This window comes from Asticcacaulis sp. (genome assembly GCA_024707255.1).
Lineage (GTDB): Bacteria > Pseudomonadota > Alphaproteobacteria > Caulobacterales > Caulobacteraceae > Asticcacaulis.
This window is the reverse complement of the sequence record JANQAC010000002.1, coordinates 442,169-459,852: the sequence shown is the minus strand read 5'-3', so window position 1 is coordinate 459,852 and position 17,684 is coordinate 442,169. Positions and strand designations below refer to the sequence as shown.

At 60.2% G+C, this 17,684-nt stretch carries 10 protein-coding genes and 2 pseudogenes; 7 read left to right on the top strand and 5 right to left on the bottom strand.

All coding sequences use genetic code 11. The features are described 5' to 3' along the window. Nucleotides 1-231: 231 nt before the first annotated feature. Nucleotides 232-1,226, bottom strand: a pseudogene (locus NVV72_13500) (DPP IV N-terminal domain-containing protein). A gap of 430 nt (nucleotides 1,227-1,656) precedes the next feature. On the opposite strand from NVV72_13500, the gene NVV72_13495 reads away from it, so the two are divergent. Together NVV72_13495 and NVV72_13490 are read left to right on the top strand one after the other, a co-directional pair. Further along, nucleotides 1,657-3,153: a glycoside hydrolase family 27 protein gene (locus NVV72_13495; GenBank protein ID MCR6660293.1), complete on the top strand. Its 1,497-nt coding sequence runs from the start codon at nucleotides 1,657-1,659 to the stop codon at nucleotides 3,151-3,153. Nucleotides 3,154-3,165: 12 nt separating this feature from the next. After that, a pseudogene (locus NVV72_13490) lies at nucleotides 3,166-4,178 on the top strand (Ldh family oxidoreductase). On the opposite strand, the gene NVV72_13485 reads toward NVV72_13490, so the two are convergent. Continuing rightward, the gene (locus NVV72_13485; protein MCR6660292.1) at nucleotides 4,175-5,179 is read right to left on the bottom strand and encodes a 4-hydroxyproline epimerase; all 1,005 of its coding nucleotides are present in this window, start codon (nucleotides 5,177-5,179) and stop codon (nucleotides 4,175-4,177) included. The pseudogene NVV72_13490 and the gene NVV72_13485 sit on opposite strands and share 4 nt — an antisense overlap. A gap of 71 nt (nucleotides 5,180-5,250) precedes the next feature. Beyond that, nucleotides 5,251-6,165 (bottom strand): dihydrodipicolinate synthase family protein, encoded by a 915-nt coding sequence (locus tag NVV72_13480; GenBank protein ID MCR6660291.1) that lies wholly within the window; start codon nucleotides 6,163-6,165, stop codon nucleotides 5,251-5,253. A 223-nt stretch (nucleotides 6,166-6,388) separates the two neighbouring features. Between NVV72_13480 and NVV72_13475 the strand changes: the two genes are divergently transcribed. After that, complete coding sequence (locus NVV72_13475) at nucleotides 6,389-8,164, top strand: DUF885 family protein (GenBank protein ID MCR6660290.1); 1,776 nt, start codon at nucleotides 6,389-6,391, stop codon at nucleotides 8,162-8,164. A 10-nt stretch (nucleotides 8,165-8,174) separates the two neighbouring features. Then, nucleotides 8,175-9,956, top strand: a complete 1,782-nt coding sequence (locus NVV72_13470; GenBank protein MCR6660289.1) for a DUF885 family protein — start codon at nucleotides 8,175-8,177, stop codon at nucleotides 9,954-9,956. On the opposite strand, the gene NVV72_13465 is transcribed toward NVV72_13470, so the two are convergent. Then, nucleotides 9,937-13,359, bottom strand: coding sequence for a glycosyltransferase (locus NVV72_13465; protein ID MCR6660288.1), 3,423 nt, complete (start codon nucleotides 13,357-13,359; stop codon nucleotides 9,937-9,939). The two genes, NVV72_13470 and NVV72_13465, sit on opposite strands and share 20 nt — an antisense overlap. Nucleotides 13,360-13,363: 4 nt before the next feature. Next, on the bottom strand, nucleotides 13,364-14,953 hold the full coding sequence (locus tag NVV72_13460) for a hypothetical protein (GenBank protein ID MCR6660287.1): 1,590 nt from the start codon (nucleotides 14,951-14,953) through the stop codon (nucleotides 13,364-13,366). 241 nt (nucleotides 14,954-15,194) lie between these two features. Between NVV72_13460 and NVV72_13455 the strand changes: the two genes are divergently transcribed. From NVV72_13455 to NVV72_13445, 3 genes are read left to right on the top strand one after another with little or no spacing between them, the layout of a single operon-like run. Then, nucleotides 15,195-17,093: a TonB-dependent receptor gene (locus NVV72_13455; protein ID MCR6660286.1), complete on the top strand. Its 1,899-nt coding sequence runs from the start codon at nucleotides 15,195-15,197 to the stop codon at nucleotides 17,091-17,093. Nucleotides 17,094-17,103: 10 nt separating this feature from the next. Beyond that, nucleotides 17,104-17,226, top strand: coding sequence for a hypothetical protein (locus tag NVV72_13450; GenBank protein MCR6660285.1), 123 nt, complete (start codon nucleotides 17,104-17,106; stop codon nucleotides 17,224-17,226). Then, the gene (locus NVV72_13445) at nucleotides 17,219-17,647 is read left to right on the top strand and encodes a YfiR family protein (GenBank protein ID MCR6660284.1); all 429 of its coding nucleotides are present in this window, start codon (nucleotides 17,219-17,221) and stop codon (nucleotides 17,645-17,647) included. Before NVV72_13450 ends, NVV72_13445 begins: the two co-directional genes overlap by 8 nt. Nucleotides 17,648-17,684 lie beyond the last annotated feature (37 nt).

Below are 17,684 nucleotides of genomic sequence, written 5' to 3'. Positions count from 1 at the left end.
GTCGAAATCGCGCGGTCGCACGATGATGCCCCAGATATCGCTCTTGCCGTCACGGCCCTTGGCGGTGAAGATCTCCGGCGCCTTGAAGCCGGCGGCTACCAGCTTCGAGATATCGCCATGCTCAATTTCGGTGACCAGCTTGCCATCGGCGCTGTGCAACTCCGCCACATTGGGCAGGTCGATGCGCGAATATGTATCGACATAATAAGCCATATCACTGGAGAAGCTGACATCGTGCCAGGCATCGGTCGTGGTGATCGGAGTCAGGTGTTTGCCATCGAAATCGACGCGGAAGACATGCTGGAAGTACGGGTCCTTGCCGGGATACATGCCGCTGGCGGCGAACCAGATCTGGCGCTTCTGGTCATCGACCTTCAGCACCTTGCGCACGATCCACTCCCCCTGGTGATCTGGTTCTTCACCTTACCGGTGGTCTGGTCGTAGAGATAGAGATGGTTCCAGCCATCGCGCTCCGACATCCAGATCAGTTCCTTGCCCAGACCGCTGACATCATGGCTGTAGCGCCGCTCGATATTGACGAAAGTATCGGCGTGATCCTCGGCGACAATGCGGGGGGCTCCCGTTTTTGCGCTGGCCTCGATCAGGCGATAGGCCTGATGGCCGCGCTGGTCATATTCAAAAGTAATGGCCGAGGAATCCGCCCGCCAGTTGATATCCGACATTGTGTAGGGGTTGGGGAACAGGTCGAACGGCACATTGGTTTGTTTCTTGGCCACCACATCGAACAGCACCGGGCGGTCGATATCGACGGCATCGCCCGGCTTGGGATAGAGCTGGGTGGCCAACTCCGGCTGCCCGCCGCCTTCAGGCGATGACACCACCCGCGTTACGCGACGGGCGAAGCCGGGGCGGACGCGATAGGCGGCAATTTTAAGCGAATCCGGCGACCAGACGATCGACTGCGGATCATAGAACTCGCCTTCGGAGCCATCTGTGCTGAGGATGGTTATGGCGCCGCCGCCGGCCGGCCGTACCACCACATTAAAGCCCTGCACGAAGGCCAGCCACTTGCCGTCCGGCGACGACTTCGGCGTATTGTCGGCCGGAATGGCCGGGTCGCGCACGACACCAAAACCACGCGGCTGGTCCTTACTTTCCGGCAAATGGGCGCAGATATAGTCGGTCAGGGTACAGGACCAGACATTCTCTTCGTCGAGCCAGGCCACCAGTCCCTTGCCGCCCTCGGTGAAAATGACGGAGGCCATGGGCTCGGTAAAGGGCAGGCGCAGGCCGCTATAGGTCTCGCCCAATACCTTGCTTAAGGCGGTAGCCAGCCGGTCCTGATCAAAGGCGGGGGATTTCTGCTTGCCGTCGGCATCCATCATGACGAACTGGAAACCGCCCGGCACGGTCTTGCGATAGATGAAGCGGTGCGTACCCTCGATCCATTGCGCCGGCTCGGCGATATTCTCGGTAAGACCCGACCAGTCATCGCGCAGGTTGAGCGAACGCTGATAATCGGCCACGGTCGGAGCGGCGGATGCAGAAACGGCGCTCCAAAAGGCCAGACTCACTGTTAAAAGACCTGTTCGCGTCCGCATATTCACTCCGCCTCTTGCCATTCGGATAAGATCAAGCCTAGATGTATACTATATACCGAAGACCGGACAAGCCGTTAATTCAGGGATTCCCGTTATGTGCAAACTGTTGACCACCACAATCCTGAGCGGGCTTTTACTCGCTTCCGCTGCTGCCGCAGAGGTGCCAAAAGGCAGCTGGGTGTTCGATTCGTCACCCGACTTTCCCGGCTTTACACGACTGGTTATCGAGGAAAAGAAGGGCCAATTATCGGGCAAGGTCACGTCGAAATGGTATGGCGACCTACCGCTCACCGATCTGCACCCCGAGGGCGATAACCTTGTCTTCAAGCTCTATAACGGCAATCCCCGCGTTACCATGACCGATATCGTCATCAAGCCGGAGGGTAAATCGGTCCGCATGTCCGGCAAGGTCTGGTATCAGGATTTCGACCTGACCGCCCATAAGGGCAAGCGTTCGGAACTGAAGGCACTGGACTTCCTGACCTATCCCCTGCCCGCCAAACGCGTGGTGACGCAAAAGCCGCTGGCCGCTACTCCGCCAATGGGCTGGAGTTCGTGGAACAAGTTCGCCACCGATATCAATGACCAGACAATCCGCGAAATCGCCGACGCCCTCGTCTCCTCTGGCCTGCGCGACGCCGGCTACATTTACGTCAATATCGATGACGGCTGGCAGGGCGAGCGCGACGCGCAAGGGACGCTGCACCCCAACGCAAACTTCCCTGACATGAAGGCCCTGGCCGACTACGTCCATGCGCGCGGCCTAAAGCTCGGCATCTATTCCTCGCCGGGACCGAAAACCTGCGCCGGCTATAATGGCTCCTACGGTCATGTCAGGCAGGACGCCGACACCTTCGCCGCCTGGGGCATCGACTATCTGAAATACGATCTGTGCTCCGGCGAAGCCTTCTACAGCAACGCCGAAACCGTCTACGCCACCTATCAGGAAATGGGCGAAGCACTGAACGCCACGGACCGCGAGATCGTCTACTCCCTGTGCGAATACGGTCGCTTCGATGTGGGCTCGTGGGGCCGCGATGTCGGCGGCCACCTGTGGCGCACCACCGGCGATATCGAAGATAAATACGATGTCATGGCCAAGATCGGCTTCGACAAGAACGGCGTCGCCAACCATACCGGCCCCAATGGCTGGAACGACCCCGACATGCTGGAAATCGGCAATGGCGGCATGACCCAGGACGAATATCGCACCCACATGACCCTTTGGGCGATGATGTCGGCGCCGCTGGTGCTGGGTAATGATGTCCGCCACATGACACCGGAAACCCTGTCCCTGCTGACCAATAAGGACGTCATCGCCATCGACCAGGATACACTGGGTGCGCAGGGCCTGCCGGCGAAGAAGGACGGCACGACCGAGGTCTGGACCAAGACACTGGCCGATGGCTCGACGGCTGTCGCCCTGTTCAATCGTGGCGAGGAAAACACGCTGATCAGTGGTCTTTGGGCCGATATCAAAGTGAAGGGAACCACTGTCCGTGACCTGTGGGCGCACAGCGATCATCGCGCTGACGAAGGCTATAGTTACGCCGTGCCGAAACACGGCGCCGTATTACTGAAAGTAAAATAATTGGATACGACTATGACTGACCAGACCCTGTCGCTGGACGAGGCCCTGGCCTTAAGCCTCAACGTCCTGGAAAAGAACGGCTTCTCGCCCGAACATGCCGGTGCCATCGCCCGCAATATCTGGAAGGGCCAGCGTGACGAATGCCATTCGCACGGCCTCTACCGCCTGCTGGTCTGCACCCATACGCTGAAAGGCGGCAAGGTGTCGCCCGACGCCTTGCCGGAAATGCATGACGCCGCCCCCGGATTAGTGCGCGTCGATGCCAGAGGTGCCTATTCGCTGCTTTCGTTTGAAACGGGCCTGCCGGTATTGGCGGAAAAGGCGCGCAAGCAGGGCATAGCGGCGCTGGCGATCAATCATTGCTACCACTTCTCGGCCCTGTGGCCGGAAGTCGAAGCCATCGCCGCCCTTGGGCTGGTCGGGCTTGCCCTGACGCCGAGCCATTCATGGGTTGCGCCTTTCGGTGGCACCAGGGGGTCTTTGGCACCAATCCGCTGGCCTTTGCCTGGCCACGTCCGGGCCAAAATCCGTTCGTTTTCGATTTCGCCACCAGTGCAGCTGCGCGCGGCGAGATCGAGCTGCACCGCCGCGCCGGCAAGCCGATTCCTGAAGGCTGGGCGGTCGATACCGAAGGCCACCCCACCACCGACCCGACCGAAGCCATGGCCGGCGCTATGCTGACCTTCGGCGGCCACAAGGGGTCAGCCCTTTCCGCCATGATCGAACTGATGGCCGGCCCGCTGATCGGTGACCTGTTGAGCCTGGAATCGCAGGCTTTCGACAAGGGCGCCGGCGCCACGCCCTATCACGGCGAACTGGTCATCGCCATCGACCCGCAGGTCTTCATGGGACCGTCGGCGGATCTGCACAGCCAACGCGCCGAAAAGCTGTTCGAGGCGATTGTCGACCAGGGCGCGCGCCTGCCCTCGCAGCGCCGCTACGAAGCCCGCGCCCGCAGCGAGGCATCTAACACGGTCAGCATCCCTGAGCCGCTTTACAAGGACATTCTGGCCTTGCTGGATTAAACGACCTGGAAGCCCGCCCAGAATGTGTCTTCGCGGTCGATCCAGATGTTATTGAAGCCGGTCGAGATGGCCGAACCTTCGATAGACGGAATGATAGCCTTCTGGTCGCCCAGCATGACCTCGTCTTCGACGCGGCCGATGAACTGACTGCAGATATAGCTTTCGTGGACGAAGCGGTCGCCCTTATTCAGCCTGCCCTGGGCGTGCAGGTGCGCCAGACGCGCCGAGGTACCTGTGCCGCAGGGCGAACGGTCGATGGCGCGTTCGCCATAGAAGACGGCATTGCGGCCATCGGCATTTTCACTCTTAGGCTTGTCGGCCCACAGGACATGGCTGACGCCGCGGATGGTCGGATCGACCGGATGAACCGGCTCGTACTTTTCGCGCACCAGTTGGCGGATGACACGGCTGAGTTCAATGATGCGGGCGGCGCCCAGATCATCCAGACCGGTATAGGGGCCGTCGGCGGTCGGTTCGATAATGGCGTAATAGTTGCCGCCGTAGGAGACGTCGAGCGTCAGCCTGCCGAAGTCGGGTACATCGATTTCGATGCCGGTCTGGGCCAGATAGGCCGGCACATTGGTGATCTTCACCGAGGTCACCTTATTGCCGCTCGTCGTGTAATCGATATTGATCACGCCGGCGGGCACTTCCAGCTTCAGCTTGCCCGGCGTGCGCGGCGTCACCAGACCGTTTTCCAGCGCGAAGGTCACCATGCCGATGGTGCCGTGGCCGCACATCGGCAGGCAGCCGGAGGTCTCGATGAACAGGATACCGGCGTCGGTATCGGCTTGAGTCGGCGGATACAGGAAACCGCCGGACATCATGTCGTGGCCACGCGGTTCGAAACACAGGCCGGTGCGAATCCAGTCGAACCGCTCCAGGAAGTCCTGGCGTCGCTCGGACATGTTGGCACCCTTCAGCAGCGGCGCACCACCGGCGACAAGACGGACAGGATTACCGGCCGTATGGCCATCGATACAGAAAAACGTGTGGCGCAAGAGTCTCTCCAGACAATTCAGGGCGGCCCGCGTTACCGCGAACCGCCCTCAGGACGCAAATGGTCTTTAGCTTAGGCGGCTTTGGTAATTTTCAAAGACGGACGCGTTGCGGCGGCCTTTTCGACCATGGCGGTGACCTCGGCGCGGCGGGCGCCGGTCAGCGGCATACGCGGCATACGCACGCGTTCCGAACCACGGCCCATGATCTGTTCGGCCAGCTTGATCGACTGAACGAGATCGTGTTCGGCATCGAGGTGCAGAAGCGGCAGGAACCAGCGGTAGATTTCGCGGGCGGTGGCGATATCGCCAGCTTCCAGCGCCTTGACCAGCATGACGGATTCATGCGGGAAGGCCGAGGTCAGGCCGGAGACCCAGCCTTGCGCGCCCAGCAGCAGACCTTCGAAGGCCACATCGTCGAGACCGGCGAAGACGACATAACGATCGCCGAAGGCATTGATCATGTCAGTGAAGCGGCGGGTGTCGGCGGTCGATTCCTTCACGGCGACGATGTTCTTCACCGGACGGAGCGCTTCAAGGGCTTCGTTGGTGATGGCGACACGGTAGGCCGTCGGGTTGTTATAGAGCATGATCGGCAATGTCGTGGCATTGGCGACCTGGGTAAAGTGCTCGACCAGTTCGGCAGTCTTGGGGACATAGACCATGGCCGGCAGCAGCATCAGGCCATTGGCGCCGAGTCTCTCGGCGTCCTTGACCCATGAAATGGCCAGCGGCGTGGTCAGTTCGGAAACGCCGGTGACCACCGGCACGCGACCGGCGACAACCTCGACAATGGCCTTGAGCAGTAGACGCTTTTCTTCGGCGGTGAGCGAGTTGTTCTCGCCGCAGGTGCCCATGGCGATGATCCCGGTGACGCCATCCCGGATCAGATCATCGACGACGCGTTGCGTATCGGCATAATCGATTGAGAGGTCTTCTTTGAATTGCGTCGTTACGGCCGGAAAAACACCCCGCCAATCGATTGTCATCTCATTACTCCACGAGTTTTCGCATTAAACATTATATCGTATACAATGTACAAAGTGGTCATGCAATAGGATCATGGCGTTATCAGAACAAATATTATGTCCGTCGTCACGATGAATCTATCCGGCCTGTTACCGCTATCGTGATTAAGCCCTGACAGGTGGGATTGTCAAAATAAATTATACCGTATACCGTGAAGCCTTATATTGTGAGGGAGACGGTAGTATGCGGCATTTGATGAAAGCGGCCATGCTAGGCACAATCCTGTCTGGCGTAATGGGCTTGCTGCCGGTCATGCCGGCCTTCGCCGCTCCGCCGGCCATGGCGTCTTCCAATGATGCCGCTTTCGAGACACTCTGGCAGACAGAGTGGAAATGGCGCAAGGCCCTGACGGGCGATAATGACGACGACAGTGGCGAAGACGGTATCCGTTCGCATTTTCCGGATGTCTCGAAAGCCGCGCAGCAGGCCAAGCTGGCGCGCTGGACCGATACCCTGGCGCAACTCGACAAGATCGATCCGAAATCCCTCTCGCCCGACCAGCAGGTCAATTACACGGTCTATCGTAACCAGATCGAGACCCTGGCCTCACGGCAAAGGTTTCGCGGCTATGAAATGAGTTTCGGCTTCTGGAACGGCCTGAGCTACGCCGCGCGCAAGCCGATGCGTACCGAGCAGGACTACCGCAACTATATTGCCTATCTCAATGACGTGCCGCGTTATTTCGGCCAGAATATCGACAATCTGCGCGCCGGCCTGAAACGCGGTTTCACGCCCTCTCAGGTGTCGCTGCAGGGCCGTGAGTCTTCGGTGGCCATCACTTTCGAGAACAAGACGCCGGAACAGACCGTCTTCTACACCCCTTTCCTCGACATGCCAGCCTCGATCCCGGCCGAGAAACAGGCTGAACTGAAAAAGCTCGGTGCCGAGGCAATAGCCAACAGCGTCATTCCCGCCCACAAGACCCTGCTGACCTTCCTGCGCAATGACTATATTCCCGGCGCGCGCAAGACCATCGCCGCCTATGACCTGCCCGATGGCCGGGCCTATTATCAGTCGCTGATCCGTGAATATGTTACCCTCGATTTGACGCCCGACCAGATCCATCAGATCGGCCTCGATGAGGTGGCCAAGATCAAGGTGGAAATGCAGGCGGTCATGGACGAGGTTGGTTTCAAAGGAACGCTCCAGCAGTTCAACGATTTCCTGCGCACCGATCCGCAGTTCTACGCCACGACACCACAGGGATTTCTCAATAGGGGCGCCTGGATTTCAAAGGAATTTGACGGCAAGGCGGCGCAGTATTTCGGCCGGATGCCGCGGATGCGTTTTGCCGTTGTCCCAACACCCGACGCCATCGCCCCCTTCAATACCGGCGGCAATGGTGGGCCGGGTGTGCTGATCCTCAATACCTATAACCTGCCGTCGCGCCCGCTCTACACCCTGCCCTCTCTGGTGCTGCACGAAGGCGCGCCCGGCCATGCCTGGCAGATGCCGCTGGCGCTGGAGAACAAGGACCTGCCGGACTTTCGCCAGTCGACCTATATCTCGGCCTATGGCGAGGGCTGGGCGCTTTATGCTGAGCGTCTCGGCGTCGAGATGGGCATGTACCATACGCCCTATGAAAAGTTCGGCATGCTGACCTACCAGATGTGGCGCGCCTGCCGCCTTGTGGTCGATACCGGTATGCACGCCAAGGGCTGGACGCGAGATCAGGCCCTGGCTTTCCTGCGCGATAATACCGCCCTTTCCGAACACGAAATCACCACCGAGACCGACCGCTATATCAATACACCGGGCCAGGCCCTCTCCTACTATATCGGTGAAATGACCATCTGGAAGGCCCGTCACAAGGCCGAGGCGGCGCTGGGTGACAAGTTCGATATCCGCCAGTTCCACGATGCCGTGCTGCAACTGGGGTCCGTGCCACTGCCTGTCCTCGAAGCCCGTATTGACCGTTTCATCGCCGATGGCGGCAAAGGCCCTTACGCCGATCAATAGGAATTTTCGCATGATCCGTTACAGCGCTACCCTCACCCTGGCCGCCCTCCTGCTGACCGGCGGCATTGCCCAGGCGGCCACACCGGCAACGGCCGCAACCTGCGCCAGTCCACCGGACAAGGCCATGACCAGCCTCGTTGCCGATTTCGAGGCCTTGTCGGCCTCGCGTGATCCTCTGCGTGAAAGCAGCAACGGCAATCTCGCGGCGCTTTCGCAATGGCCGGATGACAGCACCGCGGCCTTGTCGGCCTATGGCAAGGCGCTGAAAAGCCAGATGGCCCGCCTGAAAGCCATCGCACCGGCGAGCCTATGCCCCGACCAGGCGCTTAACCAGGCCCTGATCAAGGACCGGCTGGAACTGGAACTCGACGGTCTTTATTTTGATGAGGCCCGCCTGCCCTTCAATACGGGTGATGGTTTCTACACCATACCCGACTATGCCGCCGCTGGCGTCGTCCTGCGCACCGAAGCGGAAGCTCGTGCCTGGATCGCCAAGCTCAAGGCCCTGCCCGCCTTCTATGCCACCGAGACGGAAAACATGCAGCGCGGCATCCAGACCGGCTTCATGCGACCAAAATTGGTAGCCAGCAAGGCGCTGGTTGTGATGGAGCGTCACGCCGCGCAAGCCGTGGCTGACCACAGCTTGCTTAACCCGCTGAAAAACCTGCCGGACAGCATTCCGGCCGATGTCCGTGCGAAACTGGTCTCCGAAGGCACCCAGGTTATCGCCGCCCAGGTTCGGCCGGCGGAAGACGCGCTCGTTACCTTCTTCAAAACTGATTATGTGCCCAAGGCGCCCGAAAGTATCGCCATCGGCGACGTGCCCGATGGCAAGGCCTATTACCAGTACCTGATCCACCGCAACGCCTCGACCGACATGACGCCGGAGGCCATTCACCAACTGGGCCTCAGCGAGGTCAAGCGTATCCGGGCCGAGATGGATGCCGATATCAAGGTCAGTGGCTTTAAGGGCAGCTTCGCCGAATTCCAGACCTTCCTGCTGACCGATCCGCAGTTCCGTGCCCGCGATCCAGAGGACTATTACAACAAGGTCAGTGGCGTGCTGATCCGCGTTCAGGGCCTGCTGCCGCTCTATTTCCACAATCTGCCGCGCCTGCCCCTGACCGTCCACGAGGTCGATCCGCAACTCAAAAGCTCGTCCTCCGGCTATAATCCGGGCAGCTTGACGCAAGGCGTGCCCGGCACGGTAATCATCAATACCGACCACCTCGACCAGAGCCCGACATCCGGCCTGACCGCCTGGGCGATGCACGAAGGCGTGCCCGGCCATCACCTCCAGATTGCTTTGGCGCAGGAAAACGATTCCCTGCCGAAATTCCGCCGCCGCGACGATATCAATGCTTTTGTCGAAGGCTGGGCGCTTTACAGCGAACATCTCGGCGTCGAAATGGGCATGTACCGCACGCCCTATGAGGACTTCGGCCGCCTGTCGCTGGAGATGTGGCGTGCCTGCCGGCTGATCATTGATACCGGTATGCACGTCAAAGGCTGGAGCCGCGAGCAGGCCGTCGCCTGCCTGCGTGACAATACCGGCATGAGCGACCGGTCTATCCAGAATGAGGTCGACCGCTATATCGGCTGGCCCGGCCAGGCCCTGGGCTACAAGATCGGCGAGATCCGTATCCGGCAATTGCGCGCGAAAGCCGAAGCCGCGCTGGGTCCGAAATTCGACCTGCGCGACTTCCACGACAAGATCCTGAAGAATGGCCCCCTGCCGCTCGATATCCTGTCCCAGCAGGTCGATGACTGGATCAAGCGCGGCGGGAGTTAATGCCCGCCGCCGCATCCAGCCGCCCGCTGCGTTCCAGCTTGCCCCAGCCGACATACAAGCCACGCCCGGCCGACATCAGCGCCTTGAGCACGACATAGTACATGATCTGCCGATAGACGAAGCGCTGCGACAACAGCCATAAGACGGGATAGCGTTTTTCGCGCGGTTCCAGCCAGTAGGCGATACCGCCGCAGAGCGCATCGATGGCCAGGAAAGTCAGCCAGTAGGCAAGCATTCGCCAAAGATCGCCGCTGGTCTGCGCCCAGCCGTGCTGCGACACCTGCACGATCGTGGCGACGATATTGACGACCAGGGCGAAGTCGATCAGCGGCGATACCACCGAGAAGACGATCTGGAACAGCCAGGCCTGTGGCAGACCGATCCAGGCCAGGCCTCTTGGCTGGCCCGTCCGGTAAATGCCACGGTGCTTCCACAGGCATTGCAGGGTGCCGAAGGCCCAGCGGAAGCGCTGCTTCATCAGGGCACCGAAGCTTTCCGGCGCCTCGGTCCAGGCCACGGCGTCCTGATCATAAGCCACCTGCCAGCCTTTGCGCTGGATGGCGATGGTCAGGTCCTGGTCCTCGGCCAGGGTATTGTGCGGATAGTTGCCGACTTCCGCTAACGCAGAGCGCCGCCACGCCCCGACAGCGCCGGGCACTACCATCATGGCGCCGAACATGGCCAGCGCGCTGCGTTCGAGGTTCTGCGAGGTGACATATTCCACCGCCTGCCACTTCGTCACCCAGTTGAAACGATTGCCAACCTTGGCATTGCCGGCCACGGCACCGATTTCCGGTTTCAGGAACCAGCGGACCAGCCGCGCTATGGTTTCCGGCTCGAACTGGGTATCGGCATCCAGCGCGATGATGATGTCACCCCTGGAGGCGGCAATGCCGTTATTGACCGCATTGGCCTTGCCGGCATTGGCCTGGGTGATCAGGCGGACCCTCGCGTCATCCGCGAAAGCCTGGCTCACAATGGCGCTGGTTTCATCCTTCGAGCCATCGTCGACGACGATAACCTCCAGGGCCACCCCGACACTGGCCAGCACACGCCGTAATGAATTTTCGATCACCCGCGCCTCATTATAGGCCGGGATCAGCACACTGACGAAACTGTTATTGACGAAGGCGGCCACCGCCCCCGCCTCTTCCGGCTTGTCATCACCCGGCGGCTGCATGTGGTTGTTGAACTCGGCATAGATGGCCAGGCCAGACAGAATCAGCGCGCGGCCGATTCCCAGCACAATGGCAATGATGAACAGCCATTTCAGCGCCGCTGCCATCCACGCCATGAACATGAAGATGCCAACATCAAAGCGTACTTCCAGCAGATCCTGACCACTCAGTTGCGGCATGACCTGATCGCGCGACAGGCCGACAAGGTCGCCAACCGGGACGAACTGGTAGCCTTCCGCCTTCAGTTTGCGGATAATGACCGGCAGGGCCTTGAGGGTCTGGCTGCGTTCGCCGCCGGAATCGTGCATCAGGATGATCTGGCCGGAGCGGCAATCATCCGGCGAGGTCTTGCAGGTGGCCGATTGCTCGCTGGCCACACCGTCATGTACGCCATCCAGGGCGTTCTGGATAATCTTATCCACGCCCGGCTTCGTCCAGTCTTCGGAATCGACGTGCAGGCCGATATCGGTATAGCCCAGTTTCTGCGCCACCAGGGCCGGCACCAGTTCGTCATTGGTCGTCGGCTCGGCATCACCAAAGTAAGGCGCGCGCAGCAGCCGCATCGAGCGGCCGGTATAGGCTTCGACTACGCGCTGGGTCGAGTTCAGCTCAAAGCGGATCTGCCAGTCAGGAATCTTCGACATGTCCGGATGTGTGTAGGAGTGATTGCCGATATCGTCGCCATCGCGCACCATCTGGCGCAGCAGGGCCGGATGGGCAATCGCCTTTTCCCCGATGACGAAAAAGGTGGCCGGCACCTTCTCCTCCTCCAGGATTTTCAGGATCTGCGGCGTCCAGTTGCCGTCCGGGCCATCGTCGAAGGTCAGGGCCAGCCGACCGGGCTTGTAACCGGTGCGGCGGACCACGAACGGCGTCGGCAATGACTGGTAGGTTTCGTTCTGCGCCACGCGCGCCTTGTCATAGGTAACGATACGGCGACCAGTCTGGGGCGTATCCTCGATATGGACCACCTCGCCATTGCCATAGACCTGGTTGTCGCCCAGGGCGGTCAGCCTGTTGAGGTCAGGCAGGGCATTGGTCTGGTAGGTGCTGAAAGCCTGCCAGATGGCCGGGTCTTCCGAACCGAGCCGCCACAGGCCGACGCCGGAAACATTGGAATCGGCGATGGTAAGTAACTGGTTCCATGCGCTGACGCCATCCAGCAGCCAGACCTCGTGGTGCAGACCTTCCTCATCATAAAAGAAATAGGCATTGCCTGTTGCCGGGTCGAACTGGATGGGCGCATCCGATTCGCGGGCGATACGCCAGGCTTCGGCCACGGTCGTGGGATCGGCCTTCAACTGGCCATTGGGCTGTTTGTACCAGTCGTAGCCATAATTGCCGATGCAGACGATGGCCTTGTCCGTCGGCACGCTTTTCAGCGCCTGGTTCAGGCGATCATTGAACCAGCCCTGCGCGGCGATGGCGCCGGCCGGATCGACCATGGAATGCTGGTCGTAAATCATCAGAAACAGCTTGTCGGCGGCGCCGGAAAAAGCCTTCAGGTTCCAGACGGGATTATCGACCGGCGCCGTCAGGGTCAGCAGGTAGCCCTTCGTCGCAAATGCGGCATGGGCCTGCCTGACAAAGGTCAGGTAATTGCGCAGGGAGGGGTCTGGCAGCGTCTCGAAATCGAGCACCACGCCCTGGGCCTTTTCGCGGCTGACCATATCGAGCATCTGGCCGATCAGTTTCAGGCGCGCCGCCGGATTGGCCAGCAGCCGCGCCGTATTGGCGCCCTGCCACTGGCCGCCGGTGATATTCTGCACCATGATCAGCACGGACGGACGGTGCTGGGCATTCTGGATCGTCTGGGTAAACTGGTCGTCGGCCAGGTAAATGAACCGGTTATCCATGCCGCCGACATAGGCCAGGCCGGGAATGACCATGTCGAGATTGTTAACGTGTTTTTGCAGGGAAACCAGTGAGGCATCGTCCCCCGTGACATAGAAACCGGCAAGCGTCTGCTGCACCCTGGCGGCTCCGCCGCGCACACTGAGCGGCCTGTGGCGCGGCGCGGCGCGATTCAGCACCATCCTCGATGCCGAGGGCTTTGGATATTCCATATGCAGGTCGAGCCCTTTCGGCACCGGCACCATCAGGATCGACGCCACCAGGCCGACGAACAGGATCACCGCCATGACGATCAGACTGACCACCCCCAGGAAGGACACCTTCTTGCGGCGCCCTGTGGGATCGTAAAAAATCGGCTTTTGCACAGGCATGAACTTATCCGGCAGGAGGCAGTGAGAGGATTTGCCGGCTTTCCGGCCGGTCAAGTATGGCGCGGCAGGGCACCAGGCGACCCGGCTGGAAAACAGCCGCGAGCCAGGCCCGCATATGCGGTTCGAGATTGGGACGTTCGACGGCATGCCAGGATCCCTTTACCAACCGCCGGTCGATCAGCGTGGAACCGGCGAGATAGGTCTGGAAGTCCGCTGCCGTGGCGAAGGGTGTGAAATCGAAATAGCAGCGCTGATCCGCCAGGCCGTCCAATTGATGCAGCAAGGCGGCGGGAGCTTCAGGCAAACCGTCCTCGCCTTGCGTCGGCGTCAACAGGGTCGTGTCCCTGCCGTAATAGATCTCGCCGATATTATCGACATTGGCGGAGTCCATCCCCGGCACGGGCAGTTGAAAATAAACGACCGTATCGGCCGGCGGCCCGGCGCTTTTCAGCGTCGCCAGAGAGGTAGCCGGAAACTGGAAGTCATCGAAGGAATCAGCGATCGACTGGATCAGCGCGCCGTCATCGGCATAGGCCAGCGAAAACAGGGCGGCGGCGCACATGGCCAGAACTGGCCACAGGATGACCGGCCTGGCCATGCCGGCCTGTTTGCGGATGTGGACCAACAGCCCGACCAGACCGGCCACGACCAGCACAATGCCGTAACCGATGGTGCGCGTGTTATAGGGATCAAACTGGGTGCGCAGACGTAAAGTAAAGGCCAGGGCCAGAAAGCAAAGACCCGCCAGGGCAATGAACAGCGCCTCCGGCCGTGCGCCCTCGCCGTCCCGCACACGCGAAAGCTGGCGGACGGAAATACCCGTCAGCAAAAGGGCTGCAATCGCTACGCCCAGTCCGTTGCCACCGAGCGCGATCAGGAATTGCCGCACCAGCAGCAAAGGGGCTTCTGGTGCCGGCACACGCGGCATACCGGTCGCAAAGCCGGTCAGTTCGTGGTTGAAAACCTGCCAGACGATGAACACCAGGCCGGCGATGCAGAAAGCGGGAAATACCTTAAGCGCCAACTGCCGACCGAATGCCGGCCAGACGCACAGGAACAGCAGGAAGGCAAACGGCCCAAAAATATAACGCGCTGAACAACCAAGGATCAGGAAACCTGTCAGCAGGAGGTAAGGCCCCCATTTGCGTGGATCGGCATGGATCCAGGACAGGGTGAAGACCACCCCGCAAAAGCAGAAAAGCCACAGGTTTTCCGACCAGGTATACATGCCGATGATCAGGGTCACCGGATTGAGCACGACCAGTGCCGCCATGAAGACGTGGCGCGCGGCTTTCAGGATAAACCAGAAACTGGCCGCGAGCAGGAACAGGTTGGTGACCTTGCTGCTGATCATCATCTCGGCCGGGGTGGCGACGGGCGCGGTCAGGGCCAGGAGTGCCGGATAACCACACGGATAGACGGCGCTGTATTCGCCGTGCAGACTGCATCCCTGGCCATGCCGCAGTGCTTCAGCCAGCAGCATATAATACCAGGAATCGACGCTGATATAGCCGAAAAGCACGGCCAGGACGGCAAAACCGGCCAGCAGGCCGATGACCGTGATCAGGTATATGAAGGAGCTGTTGCGCGGCATGGCCAGGAAGCGGTGTGGACGTAAATCCTATACGCACCCGCCGGCTGAAACCCTGCGGCGGGCATAGAAATTCGCCTGGTTTTCATCTGACAAATCCGTCGTTCAGACCCGCTGCAATATCCGCAGATTATGCGCAAATAACGCCAAACCTATCGAATCCTTACTTTAATTGCCCTCTTACATACCGATCGAACGCAGAAAGTCGAAATCGGGGCATGTTGTGAAATCAGGGCAATCTGTCATGAATGGGCGCGTTGTAATGGTATGCGCGGCGCTTTTAATCGGTGGCGCGACAAACGGGGCCGTTGCCCAGCCATTCGACCTTGGCACCAGTCCGTCTGTTGAAGATCTCCAGCGGCTGTCGATCGACGAACTGGCGAATATCCAGATTACGTCAGCGGCTAAACATCCCCAGGCTCTGGGATCGGTCGCGGCCTCCATTTTCATCATCACCGCCGACGATATCCGGCGATCGGGTGCCATCAGCCTGCCCGAGGCCCTGCGCCTGGCGCCAAACCTGGAAGTGGCGCGACTTAATGCCTATAGCTGGACGGTTACGGCCCGCGGTTTCAATTCCCCGGAAACCGCCAACAAACTCCTGGTCATGATCAATGGCCGCAGCGTCTACGAACCGATCGGCGGCGGCAATCTGTGGCAGCAGATTGACGTCAACCTGGGCAATATCGACCGTATCGAGGTCATAGCCGGTCCCGGCGGCACCATGTGGGGCGCCAATGCCGTCAATGGCGTGGTCAACGTCATTACGAAGCCGGGCGCACAGACACAGGGGTTTTACACCGATGTCTCGGCCGGCAGCTTCCAGCGCGCCGCGAGCCTGCGATACGGCGGCAGGCTTTCCGACCATATCGGCTTCAAAGTCCTGGCCGACAGCTTTGACATCGACCGTACGAAACCGTTTGACCCGAACGACACGACCGACGACGCCTTCCACGGCGCCTTCGGATCGCTGAGCCTGACCGGCGACTGGGAAAAGGACAAACTGACTACCGCCCTGATGACCTACAACAATCAGGTTACGGGTATTAAGGCCACCTTCAAGGGCACAATGGGCCGCCTGACCTGGAGCCACGATCTGAGCGACGGCGGCGTGGCTGTCAATGCAGTGATCAGCCGCGATGTGCGCGATGAGGCCATGCTTTACGAAAGCCGCGACAGTATTGTCGTCTCGGCCCAGCATAATTTCCGCGCCGGCCCGCATCACAATATCATCTGGGGTGGTGAATTCCGCTACTGGTGGGAAAATTTTGAATCATTCAATGATTTCAAATTTTTGGACCCGAAAACGACCATTTCGCTGGGGTCTCTCTTTGCCCAGGATGAGATAGCGCTGCGCCCCGACCTGACGCTGACCATGGGCCTGAAGGCGGAATATAACAGCTATTCCGGCACCGAATGGCTGCCGAATGTGAGGCTGGCCTGGCAACGCCGTGACGGATCCCTGATCTGGGGCGCAGTATCCCGCGCGGCCCGGACACCGAACCGCATCGAGCGGGAACTGACCCATCCGGTTTTCCTGCAGCCCTCCCCGGACTTTTCCTCCGAAAAAGTCACGGCCTGGGAACTTGGCTGGCGCGCCCAGCCGATGGACCGGCTGTCGGTCTCGCTTTCGTCGTTTTACAATCAGTATGACGACCTGCGTACTGATACCTATCCAGCTACCATATTTCCACTTATCCTGGAAAATGGCGGCGAAGGCGAGACCTACGGGATCGAGGGATGGGGCAAGTATGAGGTCATGCCCGGCTGGCGGCTCAGCGCCGGTTTCAATCTGCTGCACAAGAACTTCCGGCTCAAGCCGGGCTTCAATGACCTGACAGGCCTGGCTGTCCAGGGCGAGGACCCCGCCTATCAGGCGCAGATCGGCTCGCAATGGGCCATATCCCCGGCCATGGACCTGAACGTCATCCTACGCACGGTCGGCAAGGTCGATAACGCGCCGGTTCCCGCCTATACTGAAGCCGATGCGACTATGACCTGGCGACTGACAGACCGGCTGGCCCTGTCGCTCGAAGGCTTGAACCTGCTTCACAAACAGCATCTTGAGGCTTACGATCCTTCGACCACACCGGTTCGTTATGTCCCGCGGTCCGTTTCTGTCAGACTGCGCTACGGCCTCTAGGATGAGATGCGTGCCCAAAACGCTTCAAAGTCTTTTGACGGCGGCGATCGCCCTGCTGCTGACAGGCGGCACGGCCGTCGGCCAGCCCGCGGCCGACACTGGAAACAGCAGTCAAGGCGACGTACCTGTATAAGTTCGCCCCCTTCGTCACCTGGCCCAATTCCCCCGGCGACAGCCTGACCCTTTGCATCATAGGGACTGATCCGTTTGGCGATGTCCTCGACAGGGCCATAGCCGGCCAGGGTTACAACGGCCGTCCGTTTCGCATCCTGCGTCTGCCAGCAATCGGTGCGGACTCTGGCTGCGCAGTCGCCTATCTCGGCGGCTCCAGCGATCAAAGCGTCGCCTCTGCGCTGAAAGCGCTGAAAGGCGCGCCTGTCCTGACGGTCACGCAAAGCAGTCAGGCGCAAGGCATGATCGACTTTGTCAACCAGCAGGGCCATGTCCGCTTCCGTGTCGATCTGGCAGCGGCGGGTGAAAGCCATCTGGAGATCAGCTCGAAACTGCTCGCCATGGCCGTGTCGGTCAGGGATACCTCCGGAGGTCCGCAATGAAGCGCATTGCCAACCGGATGATGCAGGTTATCGACCA

Excerpts from the sequence above, each read along its gene's own strand:
- NVV72_13495 (MCR6660293.1), top strand. The coding sequence starts at position 1,657 with ATGTGCAAACTGTTGACCACCACAATCCTGAGCGGGCTTTTACTCGCT.
- NVV72_13470 (MCR6660289.1), top strand. The coding sequence starts at position 8,175 with ATGATCCGTTACAGCGCTACCCTCACCCTGGCCGCCCTCCTGCTGACC.
- NVV72_13465 (MCR6660288.1), bottom strand. The coding sequence starts at position 13,359 with ATGCCTGTGCAAAAGCCGATTTTTTACGATCCCACAGGGCGCCGCAAG.
- NVV72_13475 (MCR6660290.1), top strand. The coding sequence starts at position 6,389 with ATGCGGCATTTGATGAAAGCGGCCATGCTAGGCACAATCCTGTCTGGC.
- NVV72_13460 (MCR6660287.1), bottom strand. The coding sequence starts at position 14,953 with ATGCCGCGCAACAGCTCCTTCATATACCTGATCACGGTCATCGGCCTG.
- NVV72_13480 (MCR6660291.1), bottom strand. The coding sequence starts at position 6,165 with ATGACAATCGATTGGCGGGGTGTTTTTCCGGCCGTAACGACGCAATTC.
- NVV72_13455 (MCR6660286.1), top strand. The coding sequence starts at position 15,195 with ATGAATGGGCGCGTTGTAATGGTATGCGCGGCGCTTTTAATCGGTGGC.